The following is a 23,752-nucleotide window of genomic DNA, read 5'->3' as shown; positions in this document are numbered from 1 at the left end:
GCCGTGGGCGGCATCATCCTGACCGCCCACGGCCCGCCGTGTTCTGCGCCGGATTTCGGGAACCGAGGGCCGCTCAACCCCCGAACGGATCCCCCGGCGGCGCCGTCAGCGCGCGGGTGGGCTGCGGCAGTTCCCGCCGCTCCATCCACCGGCTGAAATCGCCGGCGATGGCGCTCCAGTGCGCCCGCGCCTCGAACGTCCCCGACGCGGCCCGCCGCGCCGCCTGCGGCTGCAGATCGCGGATCTTCAGGTCCACGATCGCCCGCACCTCCGGCGCCGCCGTCGTGTCTGCCGCCAGCAACAGCAGTCCGTCGGCCACCGCCCGCTGCGTCACCTGCTGCAGCGCCCGGTACTTGGCGCTGCCCGCCACCGGGGCGTTCCAGGTGGCATTCACCAGCGAGTCGATCACCTCGCCCAGCGTCGGCATCCCACGTCCGCGCGTGGCGAACGCCACCACCCGCGCCGCGCGCTCCGGCTGCAGCACCAGCCCCACCACCATCTGCGCCAGCGTCCGCGCCGCGCCGAATTCGTCGAACGCCGGCTCGGTGCGCGATCCGAACAGTTCCACCCGCGGCGACACCTCCGTGGCGTTGGGGGTGAGCAGCGTCAGCACCGTGTCGGGAATCGCCAGCTCCGCCGGCGTGATCGCCGAGAGCAGCTGGCTCAACGCCGCGCGCTGCTGCGCCCCCGGAATCGGCGTCGTCGCCTGCTGGCCGTCGCCCACCACGGCGCTGGCGTACTCCATCCCGCCGATCGTGCGCGACAGCGAACTCAGCGCGAACCGATGGAAGAAGTACAGCGGCGCGAACCGCTCCTGCAGCGCCGCCAGCGGCTCGCCGGGCCGCAGATTCCACAGGCCGAACCTGGCTATCGCCACGCGCCGCACGTCCATCTGGTTCTTCAGAAACTGCGACGCCGACGACTGGTCGTCCCACAGGTTCACGCGCGGATCCGACGCGTAGTCGGGACGCGCGTCCGCGTCGGAGAGGTAGAGGTATCCCTTCTTCAACCCCTCGGCCACGATCGCCTTCAGCGAGTCCTGCGTCGTGCCCGCCGGGAAGATGCCGTACCCCCAGTGGATGGCCCACACGTCGTACGCCCCGGGGCCCACGCCGTAGGCGTCCGAGAGATCGATGCGCCCGTTCTTGTCGAGGGTCACCCGCGGCGCCGGATAGTCCATCACCGACGCCCGGCCGTACGTGGACGCGATGTAGTTGTGCGACAGCCCCAGCGTGTGCCCGGTCTCGTGCGCGCTCACCTGCCGCACGCGGGCCAGCACGAAGTGCGTGTCGGCCGGCGTCTTGGCCGCGCCCATGAGCGCCGCGAAGATGTTGTAATCGGTGCGCGCGCGGTGCGAATCGAGCCGCGCCATGCCCTTGATGATCTCCCCGGTGCGCGGATCGGAGATCGCTCCGCCCACCGACCACCCGCGCTCGTTGCGATTCTCCCACTGCACGATGTTGTAGCGCGCGTCCATCGGGTCGATCCCCTCGGGACAGAGTTCGGCCTTGAATCCGCCGGCGAGCCCCGCCCTGTCGAATGCCTGCTCCCACCACTTCACGCCCTGCAGCGTCGCCGTCCGGATGGGCTCGGGAATGCCGCGGTCCACGCAGTAGATGATCGGATCCTTGATCGGCGAATGGGGATCGTCGGGATTCACGCGTTCGAGCCGGTGGCGCTCGATCCACCGCTGTTGCAGCGGATCCTGGATGGGCTGCGCGTAATCGTTGAACGTGATCCCGAAGTACCCGATGCGCGGATCCCACGCCCGCGGCCGGTAGTGGTCGTTGGGCAGCGCCAGCAACGACACGTGCTCGCGCAGCGTGATCGCGTGGCCGTCCGGCGCCATGCGGCTCACGATCCGGCCCGGCGCCCCGCTGGCCGCGAAGGTGAGCGACACGTCCACTTCGGTGTTCTTGGGAAACGCGTTCGTGTACGGCCGGAACACACTCGACCGGTCGCGCGCCAGCACGTACGTGCCTTCGTGGCTCCGCTGCAGCGTGGCCGCCACGTCCGTCCAGTCCCGGATATAGAACTCCGTCGCGTCCACCAAGAGATGGCCGTTCTCCGCCGCCAGCAGCGGGAGCGCCGCGATCGTGCTCGTCGGGAATGCCTCGGCCACCGTCCGCTCGTGGTCGGGATTGTCGGCCGCGCCGCGAAAGCGCGTGTTCTCGAACACCACGAACACGTGGTCGCCGACGCGGTTGAAGTGGACGATCTGGGTCTCGCCCCCCGCGCCTCGGTCGATGCCGATCGGGTTGGAGCCGAGACCCGTGGTCTGGGCCACGTACATCAGCGCCGGGAAGGAATCCTGCGGAATCTCGAGCAGGATCTTCCCGGTCTCCTCGTTCAGGTACAACGGGATGAAGCCGTCGTGCTTCTGGAATCCCGCCGTCCTGGCGGCGATGCTGGTGGCCACGGGGGCGGCCGCCTTCGCGGCCGGCGGGTTCTGGGCCGCGGCGGAGGACGCCGTGACCGCGAGCGTGAGCATGACTGCAGCGAAGTTCGAACGCATGGCCCGTCGGGTGGGAGTGAACGTATGCGGGGGGAGCCGTCTCCGCGGCTGCGCGAGGTGCCCCCAACCTACACCCGGGTCGCACCATTCCGCGACTGGCGGCCCTCCCTGCCCCGGGGCTACAATTCGCGCACCCGATAAGTCTTCTGGTCTACCCCGGTCGGATCCGTCATGCTCACCTCCTCATCGCTCACCTTTCTCAAGCGACTGCTCGACTCGCCCGGGCCGTCGGGCTACGAGACCGCCGCGGCCCGCGCCTGGCGGGCCGAAGCGCAGACCTTCGCCGATATCGTGCGCAGCGACGTCGCCGGCAACAGCATCGCCGAGGTCAACCCCGACGGATCGCCCACGATCATGCTCGACGGCCACATCGACGAGATCGGCCTCATCGTCCAGTACATCGACGACGACGGCTACCTGTACATCTCGCCGATCGGCGGATGGGATCCCGAAGTGCTCGCCGGCCAGCGCATCCGATTCCTCGCCGCCGGCGGGGACGTGATCGGGGTGATCGGCAAGAAGCCCATCCACCTCATGAAGCCCGCCGATCGCGACAAGGCCTCGAAGCTCACCGACTTCTGGGTGGACATCGGCGCCAGGAATCGGGCCGAAGCCGAAGCCCGTATCGCCGTCGGCGACGCCGGCGTCATCGACTCGCACACCCTCGACTTCCCCAACGATCGCGTCGTGTCGCGCTCGATCGACGACCGCATCGGCGCCTTCACCGTGCTCGAAGCCCTGCGCCGCTACAAGGAGCGACCCGGCAAGGCGCGCGTCGTGGCCTGCGCCACGACGCAGGAAGAGATCGCCTGGCACGGCGGCGGCGCGCTCGTCTGCGCCAATACCGTCAAGCCGCAGATGGCGATCGCGGTCGACGTCACCTTCGCCACCGACCACCCGGGACTCGAGAAGAAGGAGATCGGGGACCACAAACTCGGCAGCGGCCCCGTGCTCGTGCGCGGCTCGCTCATCTCGCCGGTGGTGTTCGAACTCCTGCGCGACGCCGCCAAGTCGGCCGGCATTCCGTACACCGTCCACGCCGAAGGGCGCACCACCTCCACCAACGCCGACGCCATCCACCTGGCCCGCGATGGCGTGGCCACCGCGCTCGTCTCGATTCCCAACCGCTACATGCACTCGCCCAACGAGATGGTGAGCCTCGTCGACGTCGACCACACGGCCGCGTTGATCGCCGAAGCCTGCCGCGGCGTGGACGCCCGTACCGACTTCACGGCCCGCTGACGCGCGCGCTCAGGCGCGCCTGCCCGACTGCGACAGGCGCGCCACGGTGTCGCGGACTTCCTTCTCCTTGTCGGACGCCAGCGCTTTGAGCGCCGCCTGCGCCCCCGGCGACTTCGCCTCGGCCAACGCCTGAACCGCCGCCACGCGGAACGCCGTGGACTTCTTCTTGAAGAACCCACGCTCCGGCTCGGCAGCCCGGACCAGCCGCTCCACCGCTTCCGCCGTTCCCACGCGCCCCAGCGCCAACAACATCGCCAACTGCACGTCGCTGTCCTGTTCGGCGTCGATCGCCGTGATCAGCGTCGTCGCCGTCTGCGGATCGCGATGCGCCGCGATCGCGAACGCCGCCTGCATCCGCACCTGCGGCGCCGCGTCCCGCACCGCCAACCGCACCGCCTGCCGCGCGCTCTCCGTGCCCAGCTGCATCAGGGCGTTGGTCGCCGACCGGCGCACCCGGTCGTCCGCATGGTGGAGCTGCGCCACCAGCGCACTCTCCGCGCCCACGGCCTTCATCTCGGCCAGCAGATCGGCCGCGTTGCGCGCCACGAACCACCGCGCATCTCCCAGCATGTGCACCAGCACGGGCACCGCCGCGTCCAGCCGCTGCAGGACGTCGAACATCACCTGCCGATCGTCTGCCGTCTGTGCCTGGGTGAGCTGGTCGATCAAGGCCTCCGCCCCATCCTGCCCCATCCGCACCAGCACCGCCACAAAGTCCTCGGTGCGATCCGGCACGCGCGGCAGCAGCGTCGCCACCACCCGCAGCAGCAACGGCTTGGACATCCGGCGCAGCGCCATCACGTAGGTGCGCTTCACCTCGCCGTCGGCGACCTCGCTCTCCCGCGTGACCACCCCGTACAGCAACGTTCCCACCGCCTCCGCCTTCCCCTCGCGGGCCGCCGTCTCGGCGAGCGTGACCACGTCGTCCAGCAAGCGCACCGTCTCCGCCGAATTCGTCGTCGCCTGCAACCGCGCCAGCAATGCCTCCGGCGAATCCTTCACGGTGCCGATCGACGAGAACTGGTAGAACATCGCGCTGCTGTCCTGAGCCACCAGGCCCGGCACACCGGGCGCCTCCTCGGGCGCGGCCTCGATGACCGGCGGCGGCTCCGGCTCCGGCCGCGGCGCCTCCGCCACCACCGAGGCGGCCGGCGCTTCCCGGGCTCCCGCGACGGGCGGCGCCGGCATGGCGCGGATCGTCTTCGTGGCCAGCGCGTCGAACGCCGAGACCAGGTCCGCACGGTCGCGCGGCGGCCCGCCAAGCAAGCGCGCCACTCCCAGCACATCGGCTGCCGCGCATTCGTTGTCGAACAGGATCTCGCGCAGACCGCCGGTCGTCATCCGATCGGCCACCTCGCGCACCCCGGGCAGCACCCCGGGCATCAGCTCATCGTCGGCGTAGAGCATCCCGTCGCGGACGGCCATCCGCATCGGCCCCTGCTTGGCCACGGCTACCACGGCGCGCAACGCCATCTTCTGCTCGTCCACGTTCTCCGCGTCGTACACGAGCAGCGAGACGAGACGTGAGAAGAGACGCGCGAATGTGGCCGAGTATTCCATGGAGCGGTGGTCCGCCCGGCGTCGGGCTGGTTGGGACCACTGAAATTAGGCCGCACCGGCTCCGCCACGCCAGCATCCCGCGCGGTGTGCGCTGGCTCACGGTTTGCCCCACGGCTAGACTTCGCCGCATCCCCCTACCAACACCGCCATGACGCTTCGAATCTGGACTTTCGCCGCCGCGTGCGCCCTCGCCGCGTGTCAGCGGGCGCAACTCGCCCCGGCGCCCGCCGCCGTTCCCAGCCCCGACTCCACTCGCATCCGCGCCGACATCGCGTATCTCGCCAGCGACCGCCTGGAAGGGCGCCGCGCCGGCACGCCGGGCAACGATAGCGCCGCGGCCTACATCGCCCGCCGTTACCAGAGCCTGGGCCTCACCGCGATGACGCCCACCTCGTATCTGCAGCCGTTCGTCGCACGCCCCGCCACGGGCGCCCACTCCGGACCGCCCGAGGTGCTGCCCACGCAGAACGTCGTCGCCATGCTCGCCGGGACCGACCCGGCGCTGCGCAATCAATACGTCGTGATCGGCGGCCACTTCGACCACCTGGGGCGCTCCACCGAAGGCGCGCTCGACCCCGAGGCCAGGGACGCCATCCGCAACGGCGCCGACGACAACGCGTCCGGCACCGCCGCCGTGATGGAGTTGGCCCGCATCTTCCGCGCCTCGCCCACCAGACGCTCGCTGATGTTCGTCAACTTCAGCGCCGAGGAAGAAGGGTTGCTCGGCTCGGCGTACTTCGTGGACCACAGCCCCGTGGCCATCGACAGCATGGACGCGATGATCAACTTCGACATGGTGGGCCGCCTCAGGAACGACCGGCTCATCGTGTACGGCGTGGCCACCGCCACCGAATTCCCCGCCCTGCTCGACAGCGCCAACGGCGGACTCGTGAAGATCTTCGGGCAGGGCGACGGATTCGGCCCGTCCGACCAATCCTCGTTCTACGCCAAGAACGTGCCGGTGCTGCACTTCTTCACCGACCTGCACGAGGACTATCACCGCGCCACCGATGACGTGGACAAGATCAATGCCGCCGGCGAAGCGAAGGTCGTGGCCGTGGCGGAGCGCGTGATACGCGAGGTCGCCAATCGGCCGGCGCGCGTCACCTTCTTCCGTGTCCCCGCCAAGCCGGTCACCGCGTCGAGCACCGGATCCGACGTCTACTTCGGTTCCATTCCGGACATGGCGGCGGGCGACATCAAGGGCGAGCGCCTCACCGGGATCACGGCCGGCAGCCCCGCCGACCGCGCCGGCCTCAAGGCCGGCGACGTCGTCGTCGAATTCGGGGGCATGGCGGTCACCGATCTGGAGAGCTACTCCAACGCCCTCTTCGCGCACAAACCGGGCGACGTGGTGCCGGTGGTCGTGATCCGCGACGGGGCGCGTCTGACACTCTCCGTGACGCTCGGCAAGCGCGGAGGCTGACGGCCGCGCGGGTCTGTAGCTGTGTTCACGGATCTCGGGCACTCTCATTCCGTTCCGGAAGGCGCACCCATGCACATCGGGCGTAAGGCATTCACCCTCGTCGAGATCCTCGTCGTCATCATGATCGTCGGGGTCCTCGCAGCAATTGCGATCCAGCGATTCGGCACCAGCAAGTCCAAAGCGTATCTGACGGCAATGAAGTCGGACCTTCGCAATCTGGTCACCGCCGAGGCGGGTTGGTTTGCCGACTCTTCGAGATACTCCACCGATCTCTCGGTCATCGCCTTTCGGCAATCCAGCGGCGTCAACGCACCCAGCGTCGTCACCGGCGCCGGCTATTGGTCGGCCACCGTCACCCACAGCAAGCTGACGGGCCACACGTGCGGCGTGGCGGTCAACACCGCCAACCCGATCCAGACCACGGCGGGCGAGGGCGAGCCGGTGTGTAACTGACCGCGTCGCCCGCTCTGGCAACGTACCGCTTTCATCGCGTATCGCGGTCCTGCGGGGCCCGTGTGATCCGGCGCACACTCCCATAACACATTATGTTACATGGAGTTATGCCACATTGCCGGCATGGCATCACTATTGCCACATAGTCAACCGCACAACGACGGGCCGCTCCCCTCGGCACGTATCCCCCCTTTTTCGGAGACCCCCCACATGTTGCAGAATCGCAAGGGCTTCACGCTCATCGAGCTCCTGATCGTCGTCGTGATCATCGGCATTCTGGCCGCGATCGCGATCCCCAAGTTCGCCAACACCAAGTCCAAGGCGTACGTCACGGCCATGAAGTCGGACCTCCGCAACATGGTGACCGCGGAAGAGGCCTTCTTCTCGGATTCGTCCAAGTACTCCACCGACCTGAGCGCCATCAACTTCAAGCAGTCCACGGGCGTGAACACGCCGGCCGTCGTGGTGGGCGCCGGCTACTGGTCGGCCACGGTCACGCACAGCCAGCTGGCCGGCCACACCTGCGCGATCGCGGTGAATACGGCCAACCCGCTCGTGACCACGGCGGGCGAAGGCGAGCCGGTCTGTAACTGAGTCCGCGGAGCGATACGTTTGAAAGGGGCCGGACGCGCGTGCGTCCGGCCCCTTTGCTTCCCTTCTGGCCAGCACCTCCAACAGTCGCACCACATGACGGACACGCCCCCGCGCCCCTTCGCTCCGCGCGCAACGGGATTCACCACCTCCACGCTCGTTCCGCTCTACTGGGCGGCGTACGGCCCGCCCCTCGGCCACCGGCTGCTGGTATTGCATGGGGGACCGGGCGCGGATCACGGCTACCTGCTGCCGCAGATGCTGGAGCTGGCCCGTACGCGGGAGCTGGTGTTCTACGATCAGCGCGGCGGCGGACGGTCGCGGGGCGACGGCCGCGCTCCGGTCACCTGGCGCGACCACGTGGCCGATCTGGGTCTCGTCGTGGACGAGCTCGCCGTGGCGCCGCTCACCCTCGTCGGCTATTCGTGGGGCGGCCTGCTGGCGCTCCTGTATGCGGCGGAGGCAGCGGCCAATCCCCTGCTCCGCGCTCCGGCCCGGATTGTCCTCATTGACCCGGCCCCGATGTCGCGGCAATTTCGGGAGGTGTTCGAGGCGGAATTTGCTCGGCGGCAGGCGGCACCGGCGGTGCAGGCCATGCGCGACGAACTGGCCGCCTCGGGGCTGCGGGAGCGGAGTCCCGACCGATACCGCCAGCGGGCGTTCGAACTCAGCGTAGCCGGCTATTTCGCCGATCCGCGGGCGGCGCACGACCTCACGATGTTCCGGGTGGTGGGACGTGTTCAGCAGGCGGTATGGGAAAGTCTTGGAGATTACGACTTGGTGGGCGATGGGCGGCTGGCCTCGATCCGCTGCCCGGCGCTGGTGATCCATGGTCTGCAGGACCCGATCCCGCTAGCCTCCTCCGAGGCCTGCGCGCGCGCCCTGGGGGCCGAACTGGTAACGTTGGACGCGTGCGGCCACGTGCCGTATGTGGAACAACCCGCGGCTCTGTTTGCGGCTATCGATAGATTTCTTGAATGATCGCGGCCCTCCCCCGATTGCTACCGGCGCCCGACCCATGTCCCTGACCGACAGCGTCATTCAGCCGTACATCGCCACCATCGAACCCGACGGGCACAAGCTGCACGTGTCCTGTCGCATCGCGTTCGATGGCATCGAGTACGTCGGTCGCCTCTGGTTCGCCGACGACGGATGGGAGGACTCGGGCATCCCCGACCGCGCCGCGCTCCCCGGCCGCTCGCACGACGAGGTCATCACGCTCGCCAAGCGCCTGAGTCACACCGAACTCACGCTGCGCTACCGCCGCGCGCTCGCCGAGAAGCGACGCTTCATGCAGCTGCGCAAGGCCACCGACGAGATCCTCACCAAGATCCGGTACCTGAATCAGGTGGCCATCTCCATGCGCGCCGGTCTCCTCGACGAGGAGGGCGCCAATCAGGAAATCGAGCTCACGCAGAAGCAGCTCCACGAGTGCGTGGACCGGCTGAAGCAGCACGCCGGTGTCGAGTCCTAAGCCCCGAACCCGTCGCGCCGCACTGAAGGGTCCCGCCCTCCGCCGGCACGCCGCGCAAATTCTCGACCGGCTGCTGGCCGCGTATCCCGACGCGCACTGCGCGCTCGACTTCCGCAACGCCTACCAGTTGCTCGTGGCCACCATCCTCAGCGCGCAGTGCACCGACAAGCGCGTCAACATGGTCACGCCGGCACTGTTCAAGAAATATCCCACGCCGCGCGCCCTGGCCAAGGCGCGGCAGGACGACGTCGAGGCGCTCATCAGGAGCACCGGCTTCTTCCGGAACAAGGCCAAGAGCCTCATCGGCATGGCGGTGGCCGTCACCGAGCAGCACGGCGGATCGGTGCCCGACTCGATGGACGCGCTCACCCACCTGCCCGGCGTGGGACGCAAGACGGCCAACGTCGTTCTGGGAAACGCGTTCTCCAGGAACGAAGGCATCGTGGTGGACACGCATGTCACCAGGCTCAGCCACCGGCTGGGGCTCACGGGGGCCAAGACGCCGGAACGGATCGAGCAGAGCCTGCTCCCGCTGTTCCCTCGCGAGCGGTGGACCATCCTCTCCCACCTCCTCATCGAGCATGGCCGTCGCGTGTGCGATGCGCGCAAGCCCCGCTGCGCCGAGTGCGTGCTCGCCGACCTCTGTCCGAGCGCCGCGCCGTGAACCGCCGCAAAAAAGGGCGCGCCGCCCCTGTCGAGTCCGGCCGAAACGCCTAGGTTTCCTGTCGCGACTCCCCCTTTCCCTCTGCCTCTCCTCCCGTGAGCAAGACTGCAACGTTCGAAACCAACGTCGGCACCATCGTCGCCGAGCTGTTCGAGAAGGACGCGCCCAAGACCGTGGAGAACTTCGAGAAGCTGGCCAACGCGGGGTTCTACGACGGCGTGAAGTTCCACCGCGTGATCCCCGACTTCGTGGTCCAGGGCGGCGACCCGTTGTCGCGCGATCTTCCCGACGGCGATCCGCGCATCGGAACCGGTGGACCGGGGTACAAGATCAAGTGCGAGACCGCCGGCAACCCCAACAAGCACGTCGTGGGCGCTCTCTCGATGGCCCACGCCGGCAAGGATACCGGCGGCAGCCAGTTCTTCATGGTGCTCAGCGAATCCAACACGCGCCACCTGAACGGCGTCCACACCGTCTTCGGCCGCATCACCAAGGGCCTGGACGCGATGCAGAAGATCCGCAAGAATGACGTGATGAACACGGTCCGCGTCGCGTAGCGCCGCCCCGCCCGCCTAGGAGCATTCATGACCGACTCGCACAACGCACCCCAGTCGCACACGGGCGACATGAAGGCCGGCTTCATGGGCCTCATCATCGGCGCCGTCTGCATCTTCGCCATCCTCTACGGCATCGTGCGGCTCACCAACCGCCACTTTGCCAACGAGAAGCCGGCCGCGGCAGCCACCCAGTAGGCCGCCTCTGCGGGGCCGCTCCGGCGTTGGGGAGCCCCGCATCGGCTGCATCCGCCGGGCCGGCATCCGGCGGATTCCGGCCCGGCGCGCGTAGCACCCGGGCTGCGGGTTTTGCATTCGGCTATCCCTTCGGGGTCCCAACCGTCAATATTACGGGAGGTTACCAACCCCGAATTGACCAGCCGACATGTCCGATCTTCCCACCCGTGAATCCGCGCTCGCCCTGATGCATGAGTACACGGCGAGCGAATCGCTTCGTAAACACATGCTTGCCGTCGAGGCCGCGATGCGCGCCTACGCCGGAAGGTTGGGCGAGGACCCCGAGCGCTGGGGGTTGGCGGGCCTGATCCACGACTTCGATTACGAGCGATTTCCCAACGCCGCGCACTCGGCCACCGAGGAGCATCCCGCGCAGGGCGTCCGCATCCTGCGCGAGCGCGGCTGGCCCGACGACATCCTGCAGGCCATCCTCGGACACGCCACCTACTGCAACGTGCCGCGCGCGACGCCCATGGCCAGGGCGCTGTTCGCCGTGGATGAACTCACCGGCCTCGTCACCGCGACCGCTCTCGTCAAGCCCACGAAGAGCGTGTTCGACGTGGATGCTCGATCCGTGCGAAAGAAGATGAAAGACAAGGCGTTCGCGCGCGGCGTCAGCCGCGACGACGTGGTGCTGGGCGCGCAGGAGATGGGCGTGGAGCTCGACGATCACATCCAGTTCGTGATCGACGCCATGCGCGGCGCGGCCGTCGACCTGGGGCTTGCCGGGGCTCCGGCCGCGCCCTGACCGATGTTCAACGCCCGTCCGGCGGTTTGCGTAGTTCCAGATGAATACAGCCAGGACGCTGATGACGGCTGCTGCGGTCGCTCCATCGATTTCTCAGGCGCGCATACAGGTGGCTGACGCTCAGCGGCCGGAACGGGAGTTCGTTCTCGCGGCTCAGCGCGGCGACCATGATGCGTTTGCGGCACTGGTGCACCTGCATCAGCGCCGGGCCTACGCGGTGACCCGAGCGATCGTGGCCACGCACGAGGACGCGGAAGACGCGGTGCAGGAAGGGTTCCTCCACGCCTACCGGGCGCTGGATCGCTTTCTGCCCGATCAGCCCTTCGGGGCATGGTTGTACCGCATCATGGCCAATTCGGCGCTCGATCTGGTGCGGCGTCGGAAGGTGCGCGATGCGGATGAATTGACGGAAGCAGTGGCCCTCCCATTCCGGGATCCGGGCGAAGCGGACGAGTTGCGGACGCGGCTGGGCGAGGCGCTCACGCACCTCACGGAACGGCAGCGGTCGGTGATCGTGTTGCACGATGTCGAAGGGTTCACGCACGGCGAGATCGGAGGCATGCTCGGGATTCCCGAAGGCACCGCCCGGTCCGACCTGCACCACGCCCGCGCTACGTTGCGCGGAATTCTGAGAGACGTACGGAGCGATCTATGAGCGATCTGCGACTGGTACACGGTCACGACGAGGACGACGTGACGCGCGGGCTCCGTGCGATCTACGCCGCACCGGGCGACGAGGCGTACTGGAGTGAACTCGAAGCGCGGATCATGCATCGCGTGGTCGGCATGGAGCTCGGGTGGTGGACCGAACTCGATCACTGGACGCGTCCCGCCCTGCTCGCCGCCGCCGCGCTGCTGCTCGCCTGCAGCGCCGCGCTCTTCCGCGCCCACGAATCCGAACAGACCACGGCGTACGAAGCGCTGCTGGCGCCGCTTCCCGGCCCCATCGAGACCGCCGTCCGTCCCATGTTGCAGGACACGCGCGACGGCACGGTGCGCTACATCCTCTCGCGGCAGTAATCGGAGACGATCATGGAGCGGCCCAAGCAGCAGGCGTTCCTCTTCCTCCTCGGCGCGGTGCTCGTGGGCGGCGTGCTGGGATTCTCCGCCGACCGCGTGATGCAGCGCCATCCGCATAGCTGGGCGGAACGGACCACCATGTACGACGACATCGGCCTCACGCCCGCGCAGCGCGCGCTGGCCGACTCCACGTTCGATGCGGCCAACTGCGCGATCTCGGTGGCGCAGCGTCCCCTGCGGCCCACCATCGATTCCATTCGCCTCGACGCGCGCCACAAGTTCCGGGCGCTCCTCACCTCGGATCAGGTCGCCAAGCTCGACGCCCGGATCCGGGACGATTCCACGCGCCGCGCGCGTGCCGATTCCACGCGCCGCGCCCGCGGCAGACCATCCAATTCGAGACAGGACTCCTGCAGACGATGAAGAAGTTCTTGCTGTTGGCGGCGTTGCCCGCCGCGCTGGCGGCGCAGCAGCCCGCTGCCGATTCGCTCCATCCGGTCACGCTCAAGGAAGCCATCGCGCTCGCGCAGCAGAACGCGCCCGCCGCCGTCGCCGCCGAAGGGCAGATCACCGCCGCGAATTCCGGGGTCACCTCCGCGTATGCCGCGTTCATCCCCAGCCTGTCCTGGTCCATGGGCCAGAGCCAGCAGAGCGGCGACCGGTTCGGCCAATCGGGCACCATCGTGCCCTATGCCGCCGCGCCCTGGTCCTACTCCGACGGCCTCCGGTTCGGCCTCACCGTGTTCGACGGCGGCCAGCGATTCGCCAACCTGCGAACCGCCCGGGCCTCGGTCACCAGCGCCGAGGTCAACGAGGTGGCGCAGAAGTTCGCCATCGCGCTGAACGTCAAGACGCAGTACTACAGCATCCTCGCCGCCAAGGAATCCGAAGCGGCCGCGGAAGCCCAACTCCAGCAGGCCGTCGAGCAGCTCAAGGTGTCGGTGGCCAAGGTCGCCGCCGGCGCCGCCACCCGCTCCGACTCGCTCCGCTCGGCGATCCAGGTCGCCAACGGCCGGCTGGCCCTGCTCACCGCGCAGAACAACGAGCGCGTGGCGGCCGCTTCGCTCACCCGGCTCGTGGCCACCAAGTACCTGGTGACCGCCACGGCCTCCGACACGCTCGACCAGAGCATCGCGCCCATCGACAGCGCCCTCATCGCCAACCTGGCCGACCAGGGGCCCATCGTACGGGCCGCCGAGGCGAACGTGGCCACCGCCAGAGCCAGCGTGAGCGCCAGCAAGGCCTCGTACCTGCCCAGCATCACGCTCTCCTACAACCGCGGCGGCAGCGGGTTCGACAAGTACTACGGCATCGGCTCCGGCTCCATGGCGTACGCCAAGACCCTGTCGATCTCGCTCAACTACAGCCTGTTCGACAACTGGACGCGGGAAAACAACTCGGTGCAGGCCGGCGTCTCGATGGCCAACGCCGAGGCCAATCTCCGCGACGCGCAGCTGGCCGCGCAGCAGAGCGTCGTCCAGTACGTGGCCAATCTGCAGACCCTGGAGCAGGAGATCGTCATCCAGCAGCAGACGATCGCCGCCGCCCAGGAAGACCTCCGCGTCCAGGACCAGCGCTATGCCGTGGGCGCGTCCACCCTGCTGGATGTGCTCACGTCGCAGACCGCGCTCAACCAGGCCCGGCTGCAGCTCATCCAGTACCGGCTGAACTACCGCACCACCAAGGCCCAGATCGAGCAGCTCATCGGCCGCGATCTGCAGTAACCATCCCGCCGTCCCAATACGCTGGCCCGGACGCCCACGCGTCCGGGCCAGCGTTTTCTTAATGCCCTCCGTACTAGAGGTGGCTGGTATCGCATTCTGACTCGAGGAACAGGTTCGTGAAACGACTCCCCCCCCTGATTGTCGTTGTGCTGTTGGCCGCCTGTGGCGCGGGAAAGAACAAGCCGCTCGCGGTGCAAACGGAAACCGTCGCGCGCCGCGATGTCACCGTGTCGGCCGACGCCAACGGCGCCATCGAGCCGATCGTGATCGTCGAGGTGCGTTCCAAGGCCTCCGGCATGGTCATGAACATGCCCGTCGAGACCGGCACCTTCGTCAAACCGGGCGATCTCCTCGTCCAGGTCGATACGCAGACCGTCCAGAAGCAGTTCGAGCAGGCCGCGGCAGACCTCAACTCCGCCAAGGCGCAGTACGAGGTCGCCACCGCGCAGAAGAAGCGCAGCGACGACATGCTCGGCGCCAAGGTCATCACGCCGCAGGAGAACGAGCAGGCCCGCCTCACGTACGAGAGCGCCCAGGCCACCGTCGTGCGGCAGCAGGCCAACCTCGACATCGCCCAGCAGGCGCTGCTCGACGCGACCGTGAAGGCCGTCAGCTCCGGCACGATCATCGAGAAGGACGTGCAGGTGGGACAGATCATCCAGTCGTCCACCAACTCGGTGGGCGGGGGCACCACGCTGCTCAAGATGGCCGACCTCACGCACGTGCGCATGCGCTCGTACTTCAACGAAACCGACATCGGCAACATCCGCGCCGGCGAGCCGGCCACGGTGACCGTGGACGCGTTCCCCGACCGCCGCTTCGAAGGCAAGGTCGAGAAGATCGAGCCGCAGGCGGTGGTCCAGCAGGGCGTGACGATGTTCCCGGTGCTCGTGAACCTCGAGAACTTCGACGGCGCGCTCCGGCCCGGCATGAACGGCGAGGTCTCGGCCATCGTCGATCAGCGCACCAACGTCATCGCCGTGTCCAACGACGCGCTCAAGACCACGCGTGAGGGCGCCACCGTCGCCCCGATGCTCGGCCTCAACTCCGACACCGTCCAGGCCCAGATCCGCGCCCAGATGAGCGGCGGCTTCGGCGGCGGGGGACGGCGCGGTGGCGGCCGCAACGGCCGCGGCGGGAACGGGAGCGCCAGCGCTCCGGCCAGCGGGGCCACAACCACCGTCGCTCGCGGCGACGTGGAACTCGATCCGCAACAGCAGGACCCGCAGGCCGGTCGCCGCGGCGGATTCCAGCAGGTCCAGGTCACGGACAAGGACTGCGCGACGATCACCGCCGCGTACAAGAAATTCCCGAAGCAGAAGAAGCAACTCGACGACCTGATGGCCAAGATGCGCGAACCGGACGCCGACCGTCAGGCGATCATGGCCCAGGCGCAGCCGCTGTACACCGCGATGGGGATCGACCGCGCCAAGGTCGGCGCCTGCCGCCGCCGCGAGATGCAGGCGGCCGGTGGCATGGGCAGCCAGGGCGGACCGGGCGGCGGACGCAGCGCCGCCGGAGCGCCGGCCGGCGCCGCGCTCAACGTGGGGGCACCCGAGCAGGTGATGCGCGTGCGCCCACGCGCCGGCCTCGTGTTCGTGGCCGACAGCGCGGGCTACAAGCCGCGCGTCGTCATGCTCGGCCAGAGCAACTTCGACTACACCGAGGTGCTCAGCGGGCTCAAGGAAGGCGAGAAGGTCGTGCTGCTCAACGTGCTCGCCCTGCAGGCGCAGCGGCAACAGATGCAGGATCGCTTCCGCCAGAACCAGTCATCGCCCCTCGGCGGCGCCACTGGCGGCCGCGGCCGCGGATTCTAGGCGAGGCCATATGCTCATCGGCGAAATCATCAGCGTCGCGATCGGCGCCCTGCGGGCCAACAAGCTCCGCTCGCTGCTCACGATGCTCGGCATCGTGATCGGCGTGGCCGCCGTGATCGCGATGGTGGCACTCGGCAGCGGCGCGCAGCAGGCCGTGAAGGATCGCATCGCATCGCTCGGCACCACGCTGCTCAGCGTGAGCCCGGGCCAGGCCCGCGGCTTCGGCGCCGCCATCGGGGGGCAACGCAAACGCATGACCATCGAGGACGCCAAGTCGCTGGACGATCCGGAGCGCCTCCCCGACGTCATCGCCGTGGAGCCGGAAATGCAGAAGAGCTCCCAGGTCACGTGGACCAACCAGAACACCAATACGTCGATCATCGGCACCACGGCCAACTATCTGACCGTGCGCAATTACAAGCTTTCCGGCGGCCGCATGTTCACCGAGGCCGAAGACCAGGGGCAGCGGCGCGTGGCCGTGGTGGGCCCCACGGTGACCCAGAACTTCGGGCTGAGCACCCCCGACGCGATCGTGGGTGAGGAGATTCGGATCGGCGGCGTGCTGTTCACCGTCATCGGCACCACCGAACCCAAAGGACAGGGCAGCACGTTCGGCGATCCGGACGACCAGATCCTGATCCCGATCACCACCGGCCGGTACCGCGTGTTCGGCTCCAACTGGGTGCGCTCGATCAACGTGCTCGCGTCGAGCGAGGACAACATTCCGCTGGCGATGGCCGAGATCCAGAAGGCGCTGCGCCGGCAGCACAAGCTGCGCACCACCGATCTCGACGACTTCCAGATCCGCAGCCAGACCGACTTCCTCACGACCACCGCAGAGACCACGCAGGTGTTCACGTATCTGCTGTCGGGCATCGCGGCGGTGAGTCTGCTCGTTGGCGGGATCGGGATCATGAACATCATGCTCGTGTCCGTGACGGAACGCACGCGAGAGATCGGTATTCGCAAGGCGCTGGGGGCCACGCGGTGGAACATCCTGCTCCAGTTCCTCATCGAGGCCGTGGTGCTGTGCTGCCTGGGCGGCATCGTCGGCATCGCGCTCGGGGCCGGCGGGGCAACGCTCATGAGCAAGACCGCGGGCTGGAACACGCAGGTATCGATGACCGCCGTAGGCATCGCGTTCGCGTTCTCGGCGGCGGTGGGCGTGATCTTCGGCGTCTGGCCAGCCCGTCGCGCGTCGGTGATGGACCCGATCATGGCGCTCAGATACGAGTAGACCGCTCAATGGCCCAACAGAAAGCCCCCGGCGTTGTCGGGGGCTTTTTGTTGGGCGGCAGGCGACCGACGACGCCAGTTGACACGCCATAATTCACGATATATCGTCAATGTGTCGAAGATACATCTCTGCTATGTCGCATGGAGGACACAAACATGCATGATGAGCACTGTGGGCACCGCCGAGGGCGGTGGGATTGGGATGCGTTCGCCGGAGGCTTCTGGGGCCAGGGTGGCGGACCCAAGGGGCGGCATTTTCGTGGTCGAGCTGGCCGGATGTTCGAGCAGGGTGACCTGAAATACGTCATTCTCCAACTGATCGCCGAAAAGCCGCGCCATGGTTACGACATCATCAAGGCACTAGAGGAGCGGTCCAACGGGACTTACTCGCCGAGCCCGGGCACCGTCTACCCCACGCTCACCATGCTCGAGGAGATGGGCTACGTGAACGCCACAGCCGAAGAGGGCGGCAAGCGCGTCTATCAGATCACCCCTGAAGGCACGCAATACCTCGCGGCCAACATCGGCACCGTCGAGTCCATCTTCGAGCGCATCACCCAGGCAGTGGAGCCGTTCTTCAGCCCCACGATGGCGGATGTCCGCACCGCCATGCGCCACGTGGCGAGAAGCAGCCTGGGCACGGCCGTCAAGCACGCCGACAGCAAGGAGATCCTCGGCAAGATCGCCGAGGTGCTCGATCGCGCGGCGCGCGAGATTGATGCCATCACCGGCTGATTGGCTGGACGCATTCCCGGTGGGCACTAGATTCCGCTTCGGGCCGCGAACCCTTCGCGGCCCGTTGTCGTTTGGTGAGGTCCGGTCGGCGCTCCGCCAGGCCTGACCGGCCCGGGGTATCCACCCTCTGTCCATGCCCGCTGACCCATCGCGTCCGGAATCGATGACCGCGCCCGCAGCGGCCACCGAGACCAGCGGATTCCACAGCGCCGTTCCCGCCGCGCGATCGCACGTCGAGCTCCGTCCCGCCGGCAGGCGCCTGGCCTTCCTCTCCCTGGCGGCGCTGGGCGTGGTGTACGGCGACATCGGCACCAGCCCGCTGTACGCGCTCCGCGAGTGCTTCCGGTCGGAGTACGGCATCGCCGTGACGCGCCCCAACGTGCTGGGCGTGCTGTCGCTCATCGTCTGGGCGCTCATCCTGATCGTCAGCATCAAGTACATCGTCTTCATCATGCGCGCCGACAACCGCGGCGAGGGCGGCATTCTGGCCCTGTTGGCGCTGCTGCTGCACGACGGCCGAGACACAAGCCCGCGGCGGCGGCGCTACGCGCTGGTGGTGCTGGGGTTGTTCGGCGCCGCCCTGCTGTACGGCGACGGCATGATCACGCCGGCCATCTCGGTGCTCAGCGCCGTCGAGGGCATCCAGGTGGCCGCGCCGCACCTGTCCACGTTCGTCGTCGTCGCCTCCACGGTCCTCATCCTGCTCCTGCTGTTCTCCTTCCAGAGCCGCGGCACGTCGCGCGTGGGCGGATTCTTCGGGCCGATCATGGCGGTGTGGTTCGCGATGATCGCGGTGCTCGGCGGAGCGGAGATCCTGCGCGAGCCGCGCACGCTCGAGGCGCTCGATCCCCAGTGGGCCGTGCGCTTCTTCGTCGCCCACGGCGGGGCCGGATTCCTCGTGCTCGGCGCCGTCGTGCTCGTGGTCACCGGCGCCGAAGCGCTGTACGCCGACATGGGGCACTTCGGCCCCCGCCCCATCCGGCTGGCCTGGTTCGCGGTGGTGTTCCCGGCGCTGCTGCTCAACTACTTCGGCCAGGGCGCCCTGCTGCTGCGCGATCCGTCGGCCGTCACCAACCCGTTCTACCTGCTGGCGCCGCGCGTGTTGCTCTACCCGGTGGTCGTCGTGGCCACGCTGGCCACGATCGTCGCCTCGCAGGCCCTGATCTCGGGCGCGTTCTCGCTCATGCAGCAGAGCGTGCAGCTCGGCTACTCCCCCCGCGTGACGATCGTGCACACGTCCGAACGCGAGGCCGGCCAGATCTACATCCCCGAGGTCAACCAGCTGCTCCGCATCGGCACGATCGTGCTCGTGTTGATGTTCCAGTCGTCGGCGGCGCTCAGCGCGGCGTACGGCATCGCCGTCACCGGCACGATGGTCATCACCTCGCTGCTGTTCTTCGTGGTGGCCCGCGAGAAGTGGGGGTGGCCGCTCTGGCGCGTGGCTGCGCTCACCGGGGTCTTTCTCGTCATCGACCTGTCGCTCCTCGGCGCCAACCTCGTGAAGCTCGAGTACGGCGGCTGGGTGCCGATCGCCATCGGCACCGTCATCTTCACGCTCATGAGCACCTGGAAGCGCGGCCGGATGATGCTCAACCACGTCCTGCACGCGGGCGCGCTGCCGCTGGACCTGTTCCTCGGCGACGTGGCGCGCCGCAAGCCCACCCGCGTCCCCGGCACGGCGGTGTTCATGACCTCGTCGCCGCACGGCGTGCCGGTGGTGCTGTTGCACCACCTGAAGCACAACAAGGTGCTGCACGACCAGGTGATCCTGATGTCCATCCTCACCCTCGAAGTCCCCTCGGTGCCGTCCGCCGAGCGGGTCACGATCGAGAAGTTCGAGGAGGGGTTCTGGCGCGTCACGGCGCGCTACGGCTTCATGGAGACGCCCGACGTGCCCGACGTGCTCAATCGCGCGCGGGCACTGGGCCTGCGGGCCAAACCGCTCGACACCACGTTCTACCTGGGCCGCGAGCGGGTGATGGTGCTCGGCAAGCACGACGCGCCCAGGGCCGCGCGCGCCGGCGCCGTGACCACGCCGGGCACCGGAGACGGAGCGCCGCTCAACATGGCGCGCTGGCGCAAGAAGCTGTTTGTGGTGATGTCGCGCAACGCGCGCTCGGCAACGGAGTTCTTCAACATCCCGCCCAACCGGGTGGTGGAGCTGGGCGCCCAGGTGGAGTTCTAGGGTCCTCCCCCTTCCCAATCGCCGGTCCCGCCCGCAAATCAGTGGGCGCAGCATCCCCACCCCGTCCCCCCCCACACCGGCGCACCTCGCCTCCGGGAGACCGTCCCATGCCCGCCCCCGTTCCCCCCTGTCCCACACACCTCGGCCGTGGGCCGTGGTCGCGGTGGTTCTGCACCGCGGCGGCGTTCGCCCTGCTCGCCGCCGTCGCGCCCCCGGCATCGGCCCAGCACGCACATGCCAACCAGGCCAACTGGGCCCTGGCCGACAAGTTCACCCCCGAAGCGCTCCGCCCCGTGCTCTACAGCTCGGCGGTCGATCCGCACTGGATCGGCAAGAGCGATTCGATGTGGTACAACTGGAAGGACCATACCGGCTCCACCTTCTTCCTCGTGGTGCCGGCGCTCAAGGTCAAGCGGCCGCTGTTCGACCACACCAAGCTCGCGGCCGCGCTCACCGCGGCGTCGGGGCACGCATACGATGGGTACAATCTCCCGTTCGCCACGATCACGCTGAGCAAGGACCACAAGAGCTTCGAGTTCAACGCCGACAGCTCGCGCTGGGAGTGGACGCTGGCCACCGAGGCCATCCGGCGCGTCGGCCCGGCCACGCGGGAGACCGAGGGACGCGGCGGGCGCGGCGGCGGCGGATTCTTCGGGCGCGGCGGCGGCGATTTCCACAACTACTCGCCCGACAGCACGCACTTCGCGTTCGCCCGCGACAACAACCTGTTCGTCGTCGACACGATCACCAAGGACACCGTGCAGGTGTCCACCGACGGCGAGATCAAGCGGACGTTCGGCTATCTCGACACGGCCGCGGTGCTGTTGGCCCGCGAGGGCACCGCGGAGGGCGGCCGCGGCGCGCCGCCGCTCGACGCGCGCGTACGGGCCAACGTGGTCTGGTCGCGCGATTCCAAGGCGTTCGCGGTCATGCGCCAGGACGAACGCAAGGTGAAGGACCTCTACCTGGTGAACTACCTGGCCAATCCGCGTCCCACGCTCATGGAGTACCCGTACGCGATGCCCGGCGAGGAGAACGTGGCGCAGGTGGAACTCTACACGTACACCCTCGGCGACAAGTCGGTGACGCCGCTGGACGTGAGCAAGTACAAGGACCAGCGGATCATGAACCTCGTCTGGCCGGACGCGGGCCACGACGTCCTGAGTCTCGTGCGGCGCGACCGCACGCAGCGCGAACTCGAGATGATCGACGTCGACCTCAAAACGCACGCTATCAAGACGCTCCTCACGGAGAAGAGCGACTGGGGCGGGCTGCAGACGCAGGAGCCGCACTACGTGAAGGCGGGCGGCGACTTCATCTGGTGGTCCGACTCCACCGGCTGGGGCGAGTACTACCTGTACTCGCACGACGGCAAGCTCAAGAACGCCCTCACCGCGGGACCCTGGCGCGCCCAGGACCTGGTGAAGGTGGACTCGGTGCGCGGCGTGGCCTGGATCGACGGCGTGGGACGCGAGCCGGATGAGGATCTGTACTACCACCATCTCTATCGCGTCAATCTGGACGGCACCGGACTCGCGCTCGTGGACGCCGGCGACGCCACGCACACGGCGGATCTCTCGCCCAACTTCAAGTACGACGTGGACAACTACTCGCGCATCGACATGGCGCCGCGCGCCGTGATCCGCGACGAGACCGGCAAGGTGGTGATGGATCTCGAGACGATGGACATCTCGGGGCTCAAGACGTTGGGCTGGAAGCCGCCCGAACCGTTCCACGTGAAGGCCGCCGACGGCGTGACCGACATCTGGGGCGAGATGTGGAAGCCGTTCGACTTCGACTCCACCAGATCGTACCCGATCATCACCTACACGTATCCGGGGCCGCAGACCGAATCGGTGGTGTTCAACTTCTCGCCCGCCGCGCAGCAGCAGCGGCTGGCGCAGTTGGGCTTCGTGGTCGTCACGTTCGGCAACCGCGGCGGCAGCCCCGAGCGGTCGCGCGCCTACGATACGTTCGGCTATCTCAACCTGCGCGACTACGGGCTGGCCGACAAGAAATACGTGATCCAGGAGCTGGGCGCCGAGCACAAGTACATCGACCTCGACCGGGTGGGGATCTACGGCCACTCGGGCGGGGGGTTCCAGACCGCCGCGGCGATGCTCCTCCCGCCGTACAACGAGTTCTTCAAGGTGGGCGTGAGCGAGTCGGGCAACCACGACAACAACGTCTACAATCAGAACTGGAGCGAGCAGTACCACGGGCTGAAGATCGAATCGCCCAATGCCACCGGCGCCGGACGTGGCGGCCGCGGCGGGCGCGGGCGCATGGGGGGAAGCACCCCGCAGGCCGCCAGCGATCCGGCGGACACGACCGCCAAGTACGAGATCCACGTGCCGACCACGGTCGAGCTGGCGCCGAATCTCAAGGGCGCGCTGCTGCTCGAGACGGGTCTCATGGACAACAACGTGCACCCGGCCAACACCATGCGGTTGGTGAACGCGCTCATCAAGGCCCACAAGCGCTTCTCGGTGATGGTCTATCCTCCGAAGCCACACGGCTACGGCGACATGGCCCCGTACGCGCAGGAGATGATGATGGAGTTCTTCGCCACGCACTTCCTGGGCGACAACTACGGGGGCAGCGCGTCGATGAACGCGCACTGATCGCGTTGGTGGCATACGAGAAACCGGTGGTCGCACGGCGGTGCGGCCACCGGTTTTTTGTCGGCGGCGGCCGGAGCATCGGCGGCCGTTCGAGATCGTCGCGCCAGGTGAGCCGCTCAGAATCGGGGAACGGATGCGACGAACGGACCGGAAACGGCCGGAGGAATGCGTGGGGCCTGCCCGATCGTCGCTGCCGCGTTCCCCCGAGCCTGTTCCGGCAGCTTTCGCTCAGTTCGATGACTCCGAATCCTGATTCTGAGCGGCCGGCTCGGCGCGACGCGCCTTCCCCCGCGACAGGTGCTCGGCATTCAGCGAGACGAGCCGATGGAACTTTGGCTCCGGCCCGAAGTGCAGCAGCAAGCCAACCTCCAATTCGGTCGCGCGAAGATAGTTGTGCAATTGCCGCGGCGCGGCCTTGCTGAGATCGTGCGTGGACTTGATCTCGACCACCACGCGTCCATCCACCACGAAGTCGAGCCGCTGCGAGGTCAGCGCTTCGCCCTTGTAGCTGATGGAGACGCCCAGTTCCCGCGTGACCGCATGTCCGCGGGCCAGCAGCTCGCGCTCGAGCGCCAGCATATACACGTGTTCGAGAAAGCCGTAGCCGAGTATGTGATAGACCTCGAAGAACGCCCCGATGATCGAATGCGTGAGCGCTTCTTCGATGAGCCCGCCGGGACGTGTGGCCATACCGCAGGATCGGTTCGGCACCAGATATCTGCGTCATCATTCTATCGAAACGCGCATCTCGATCGCGCGGGTCTCTCAGAATCGAGGAACGGATGCGACGAATGGGTCGGAAGCGACCGGAGGAATGCGTGGGGGCTGCGCCCGTGAAGCATCGAGTCCGGACCGTGAGATCGGGCCGGCCTCTCCGCCCCGATCTCCGCTGCCGCGTTCCCCAGAGCCTTCTCCGGCAGGTTTCGCTCAGTCCGATGAATCCGAAT

At 67.9% G+C, this 23,752-nt stretch carries 23 protein-coding genes; 19 read left to right on the top strand and 4 right to left on the bottom strand.

Annotation, left to right across the window (positions count from 1 at the left end; all coding sequences use genetic code 11):
- Nucleotides 1–73 precede the first annotated feature (73 nt).
- A complete protein-coding gene (locus VNE60_11160; protein ID HVB32075.1) occupies nt 74–2,515 on the bottom strand; it encodes a zinc-dependent metalloprotease in 2,442 nt (813 codons plus the stop codon).
- 171 nt (nt 2,516–2,686) lie between these two features.
- Between VNE60_11160 and VNE60_11155 the strand changes: the two genes are divergently transcribed.
- Nucleotides 2,687–3,757, top strand: a complete 1,071-nt coding sequence (locus VNE60_11155) for a M20/M25/M40 family metallo-hydrolase (GenBank protein ID HVB32074.1) — start codon at nt 2,687–2,689, stop codon at nt 3,755–3,757.
- Between the two features lie 9 nt (nt 3,758–3,766).
- Here VNE60_11155 and VNE60_11150 read toward each other — a convergent pair whose 3' ends face one another.
- The gene (locus VNE60_11150) at nt 3,767–5,317 is read right to left on the bottom strand and encodes a HEAT repeat domain-containing protein (GenBank protein ID HVB32073.1); all 1,551 of its coding nucleotides are present in this window, start codon (nt 5,315–5,317) and stop codon (nt 3,767–3,769) included.
- 148 nt (nt 5,318–5,465) lie between these two features.
- Here VNE60_11150 and VNE60_11145 point away from each other — a divergent pair, with 148 nt between their 5' ends.
- The 9 genes from VNE60_11145 to VNE60_11105 all read left to right on the top strand — a co-directional run bounded on the left by VNE60_11145 (nt 5,466) and on the right by VNE60_11105 (nt 11,464).
- Nucleotides 5,466–6,743 carry a M28 family peptidase gene (locus VNE60_11145; protein HVB32072.1) on the top strand — a complete coding sequence of 426 codons (1,278 nt, stop codon included), beginning with the start codon at nt 5,466–5,468 and terminating at the stop codon, nt 6,741–6,743.
- A gap of 69 nt (nt 6,744–6,812) precedes the next feature.
- A complete protein-coding gene (locus tag VNE60_11140) occupies nt 6,813–7,196 on the top strand; it encodes a type II secretion system protein (GenBank protein ID HVB32071.1) in 384 nt (127 codons plus the stop codon).
- Nucleotides 7,197–7,406: 210 nt separating this feature from the next.
- Nucleotides 7,407–7,790 carry a prepilin-type N-terminal cleavage/methylation domain-containing protein gene (locus VNE60_11135; GenBank protein ID HVB32070.1) on the top strand — a complete coding sequence of 128 codons (384 nt, stop codon included), beginning with the start codon at nt 7,407–7,409 and terminating at the stop codon, nt 7,788–7,790.
- Nucleotides 7,791–7,883: 93 nt separating this feature from the next.
- Nucleotides 7,884–8,768: an alpha/beta hydrolase gene (locus VNE60_11130; protein HVB32069.1), complete on the top strand. Its 885-nt coding sequence runs from the start codon at nt 7,884–7,886 to the stop codon at nt 8,766–8,768.
- 37 nt (nt 8,769–8,805) lie between these two features.
- Nucleotides 8,806–9,261: a hypothetical protein gene (locus VNE60_11125; GenBank protein ID HVB32068.1), complete on the top strand. Its 456-nt coding sequence runs from the start codon at nt 8,806–8,808 to the stop codon at nt 9,259–9,261.
- The gene (gene nth, locus VNE60_11120) at nt 9,248–9,925 is read left to right on the top strand and encodes an endonuclease III (protein ID HVB32067.1); all 678 of its coding nucleotides are present in this window, start codon (nt 9,248–9,250) and stop codon (nt 9,923–9,925) included. The genes VNE60_11125 and nth overlap by 14 nt, the downstream gene beginning before the upstream one ends.
- 95 nt (nt 9,926–10,020) lie before the next feature.
- Nucleotides 10,021–10,482 (top strand): peptidylprolyl isomerase, encoded by a 462-nt coding sequence (locus tag VNE60_11115; protein HVB32066.1) that lies wholly within the window; start codon nt 10,021–10,023, stop codon nt 10,480–10,482.
- 27 nt (nt 10,483–10,509) lie between these two features.
- On the top strand, nt 10,510–10,677 hold the full coding sequence (locus VNE60_11110) for a hypothetical protein (GenBank protein HVB32065.1): 168 nt from the start codon (nt 10,510–10,512) through the stop codon (nt 10,675–10,677).
- A 187-nt stretch (nt 10,678–10,864) separates the two neighbouring features.
- Nucleotides 10,865–11,464, top strand: coding sequence for an HD domain-containing protein (locus tag VNE60_11105; protein HVB32064.1), 600 nt, complete (start codon nt 10,865–10,867; stop codon nt 11,462–11,464).
- Between the two features lie 7 nt (nt 11,465–11,471).
- Here VNE60_11105 and VNE60_11100 read toward each other — a convergent pair whose 3' ends face one another.
- Nucleotides 11,472–11,663 carry a hypothetical protein gene (locus VNE60_11100; GenBank protein ID HVB32063.1) on the bottom strand — a complete coding sequence of 64 codons (192 nt, stop codon included), beginning with the start codon at nt 11,661–11,663 and terminating at the stop codon, nt 11,472–11,474.
- Between VNE60_11100 and VNE60_11095 the strand changes: the two genes are divergently transcribed.
- The 9 genes from VNE60_11095 to VNE60_11055 all read left to right on the top strand — a co-directional run bounded on the left by VNE60_11095 (nt 11,652) and on the right by VNE60_11055 (nt 22,805).
- Entirely contained in the window at nt 11,652–12,119 is a 468-nt protein-coding gene (locus tag VNE60_11095) for a sigma-70 family RNA polymerase sigma factor (GenBank protein HVB32062.1), read from the top strand. The two genes, VNE60_11100 and VNE60_11095, sit on opposite strands and share 12 nt — an antisense overlap.
- Nucleotides 12,116–12,484, top strand: a complete 369-nt coding sequence (locus tag VNE60_11090; GenBank protein ID HVB32061.1) for a hypothetical protein — start codon at nt 12,116–12,118, stop codon at nt 12,482–12,484. The genes VNE60_11095 and VNE60_11090 overlap by 4 nt, the downstream gene beginning before the upstream one ends.
- Before the next feature lie 12 nt (nt 12,485–12,496).
- The gene (locus VNE60_11085) at nt 12,497–12,907 is read left to right on the top strand and encodes a hypothetical protein (protein ID HVB32060.1); all 411 of its coding nucleotides are present in this window, start codon (nt 12,497–12,499) and stop codon (nt 12,905–12,907) included.
- A complete protein-coding gene (locus VNE60_11080; protein HVB32059.1) occupies nt 12,904–14,208 on the top strand; it encodes a TolC family protein in 1,305 nt (434 codons plus the stop codon). The genes VNE60_11085 and VNE60_11080 overlap by 4 nt, the downstream gene beginning before the upstream one ends.
- 116 nt (nt 14,209–14,324) lie before the next feature.
- The gene (locus VNE60_11075; GenBank protein ID HVB32058.1) at nt 14,325–16,025 is read left to right on the top strand and encodes an efflux RND transporter periplasmic adaptor subunit; all 1,701 of its coding nucleotides are present in this window, start codon (nt 14,325–14,327) and stop codon (nt 16,023–16,025) included.
- Between the two features lie 10 nt (nt 16,026–16,035).
- Nucleotides 16,036–17,262 (top strand): ABC transporter permease, encoded by a 1,227-nt coding sequence (locus VNE60_11070; GenBank protein ID HVB32057.1) that lies wholly within the window; start codon nt 16,036–16,038, stop codon nt 17,260–17,262.
- Nucleotides 17,263–17,537: 275 nt separating this feature from the next.
- On the top strand, nt 17,538–17,996 hold the full coding sequence (locus tag VNE60_11065; protein HVB32056.1) for a PadR family transcriptional regulator: 459 nt from the start codon (nt 17,538–17,540) through the stop codon (nt 17,994–17,996).
- 163 nt (nt 17,997–18,159) lie between these two features.
- Nucleotides 18,160–20,181 carry a potassium transporter Kup gene (locus tag VNE60_11060; GenBank protein HVB32055.1) on the top strand — a complete coding sequence of 674 codons (2,022 nt, stop codon included), beginning with the start codon at nt 18,160–18,162 and terminating at the stop codon, nt 20,179–20,181.
- A gap of 107 nt (nt 20,182–20,288) precedes the next feature.
- Nucleotides 20,289–22,805, top strand: a complete 2,517-nt coding sequence (locus VNE60_11055; protein HVB32054.1) for a DPP IV N-terminal domain-containing protein — start codon at nt 20,289–20,291, stop codon at nt 22,803–22,805.
- Nucleotides 22,806–23,033: 228 nt separating this feature from the next.
- On the opposite strand, the gene VNE60_11050 is transcribed toward VNE60_11055, so the two are convergent.
- Nucleotides 23,034–23,495 carry a GxxExxY protein gene (locus tag VNE60_11050; GenBank protein HVB32053.1) on the bottom strand — a complete coding sequence of 154 codons (462 nt, stop codon included), beginning with the start codon at nt 23,493–23,495 and terminating at the stop codon, nt 23,034–23,036.
- Nucleotides 23,496–23,752 lie beyond the last annotated feature (257 nt).

It is taken from the genome of Gemmatimonadaceae bacterium (assembly GCA_035533755.1).
Lineage (GTDB): Bacteria > Gemmatimonadota > Gemmatimonadetes > Gemmatimonadales > Gemmatimonadaceae > JAGWRI01.
The sequence above is the reverse complement of the archived record's forward strand: the minus strand, read 5'-3'. Positions and strand labels throughout refer to the sequence as shown.

Coding starts and splice junctions, on each gene's coding strand:
- VNE60_11160 (HVB32075.1), bottom strand. CDS start 2,515: ATGCGTTCGAACTTCGCTGCAGTCATGCTCACGCTCGCGGTCACGGCG.
- VNE60_11155 (HVB32074.1), top strand. CDS start 2,687: ATGCTCACCTCCTCATCGCTCACCTTTCTCAAGCGACTGCTCGACTCG.
- VNE60_11150 (HVB32073.1), bottom strand. CDS start 5,317: ATGGAATACTCGGCCACATTCGCGCGTCTCTTCTCACGTCTCGTCTCG.
- VNE60_11145 (HVB32072.1), top strand. CDS start 5,466: ATGACGCTTCGAATCTGGACTTTCGCCGCCGCGTGCGCCCTCGCCGCG.
- VNE60_11140 (HVB32071.1), top strand. CDS start 6,813: ATGCACATCGGGCGTAAGGCATTCACCCTCGTCGAGATCCTCGTCGTC.
- VNE60_11135 (HVB32070.1), top strand. CDS start 7,407: ATGTTGCAGAATCGCAAGGGCTTCACGCTCATCGAGCTCCTGATCGTC.
- VNE60_11130 (HVB32069.1), top strand. CDS start 7,884: ATGACGGACACGCCCCCGCGCCCCTTCGCTCCGCGCGCAACGGGATTC.
- VNE60_11125 (HVB32068.1), top strand. CDS start 8,806: ATGTCCCTGACCGACAGCGTCATTCAGCCGTACATCGCCACCATCGAA.
- VNE60_11110 (HVB32065.1), top strand. CDS start 10,510: ATGACCGACTCGCACAACGCACCCCAGTCGCACACGGGCGACATGAAG.
- VNE60_11105 (HVB32064.1), top strand. CDS start 10,865: ATGTCCGATCTTCCCACCCGTGAATCCGCGCTCGCCCTGATGCATGAG.
- VNE60_11100 (HVB32063.1), bottom strand. CDS start 11,663: ATGCAGGTGCACCAGTGCCGCAAACGCATCATGGTCGCCGCGCTGAGC.
- VNE60_11090 (HVB32061.1), top strand. CDS start 12,116: ATGAGCGATCTGCGACTGGTACACGGTCACGACGAGGACGACGTGACG.
- VNE60_11085 (HVB32060.1), top strand. CDS start 12,497: ATGGAGCGGCCCAAGCAGCAGGCGTTCCTCTTCCTCCTCGGCGCGGTG.
- VNE60_11080 (HVB32059.1), top strand. CDS start 12,904: ATGAAGAAGTTCTTGCTGTTGGCGGCGTTGCCCGCCGCGCTGGCGGCG.
- VNE60_11070 (HVB32057.1), top strand. CDS start 16,036: ATGCTCATCGGCGAAATCATCAGCGTCGCGATCGGCGCCCTGCGGGCC.
- VNE60_11065 (HVB32056.1), top strand. CDS start 17,538: ATGTTCGAGCAGGGTGACCTGAAATACGTCATTCTCCAACTGATCGCC.
- VNE60_11060 (HVB32055.1), top strand. CDS start 18,160: ATGACCGCGCCCGCAGCGGCCACCGAGACCAGCGGATTCCACAGCGCC.
- VNE60_11055 (HVB32054.1), top strand. CDS start 20,289: ATGCCCGCCCCCGTTCCCCCCTGTCCCACACACCTCGGCCGTGGGCCG.
- VNE60_11050 (HVB32053.1), bottom strand. CDS start 23,495: ATGGCCACACGTCCCGGCGGGCTCATCGAAGAAGCGCTCACGCATTCG.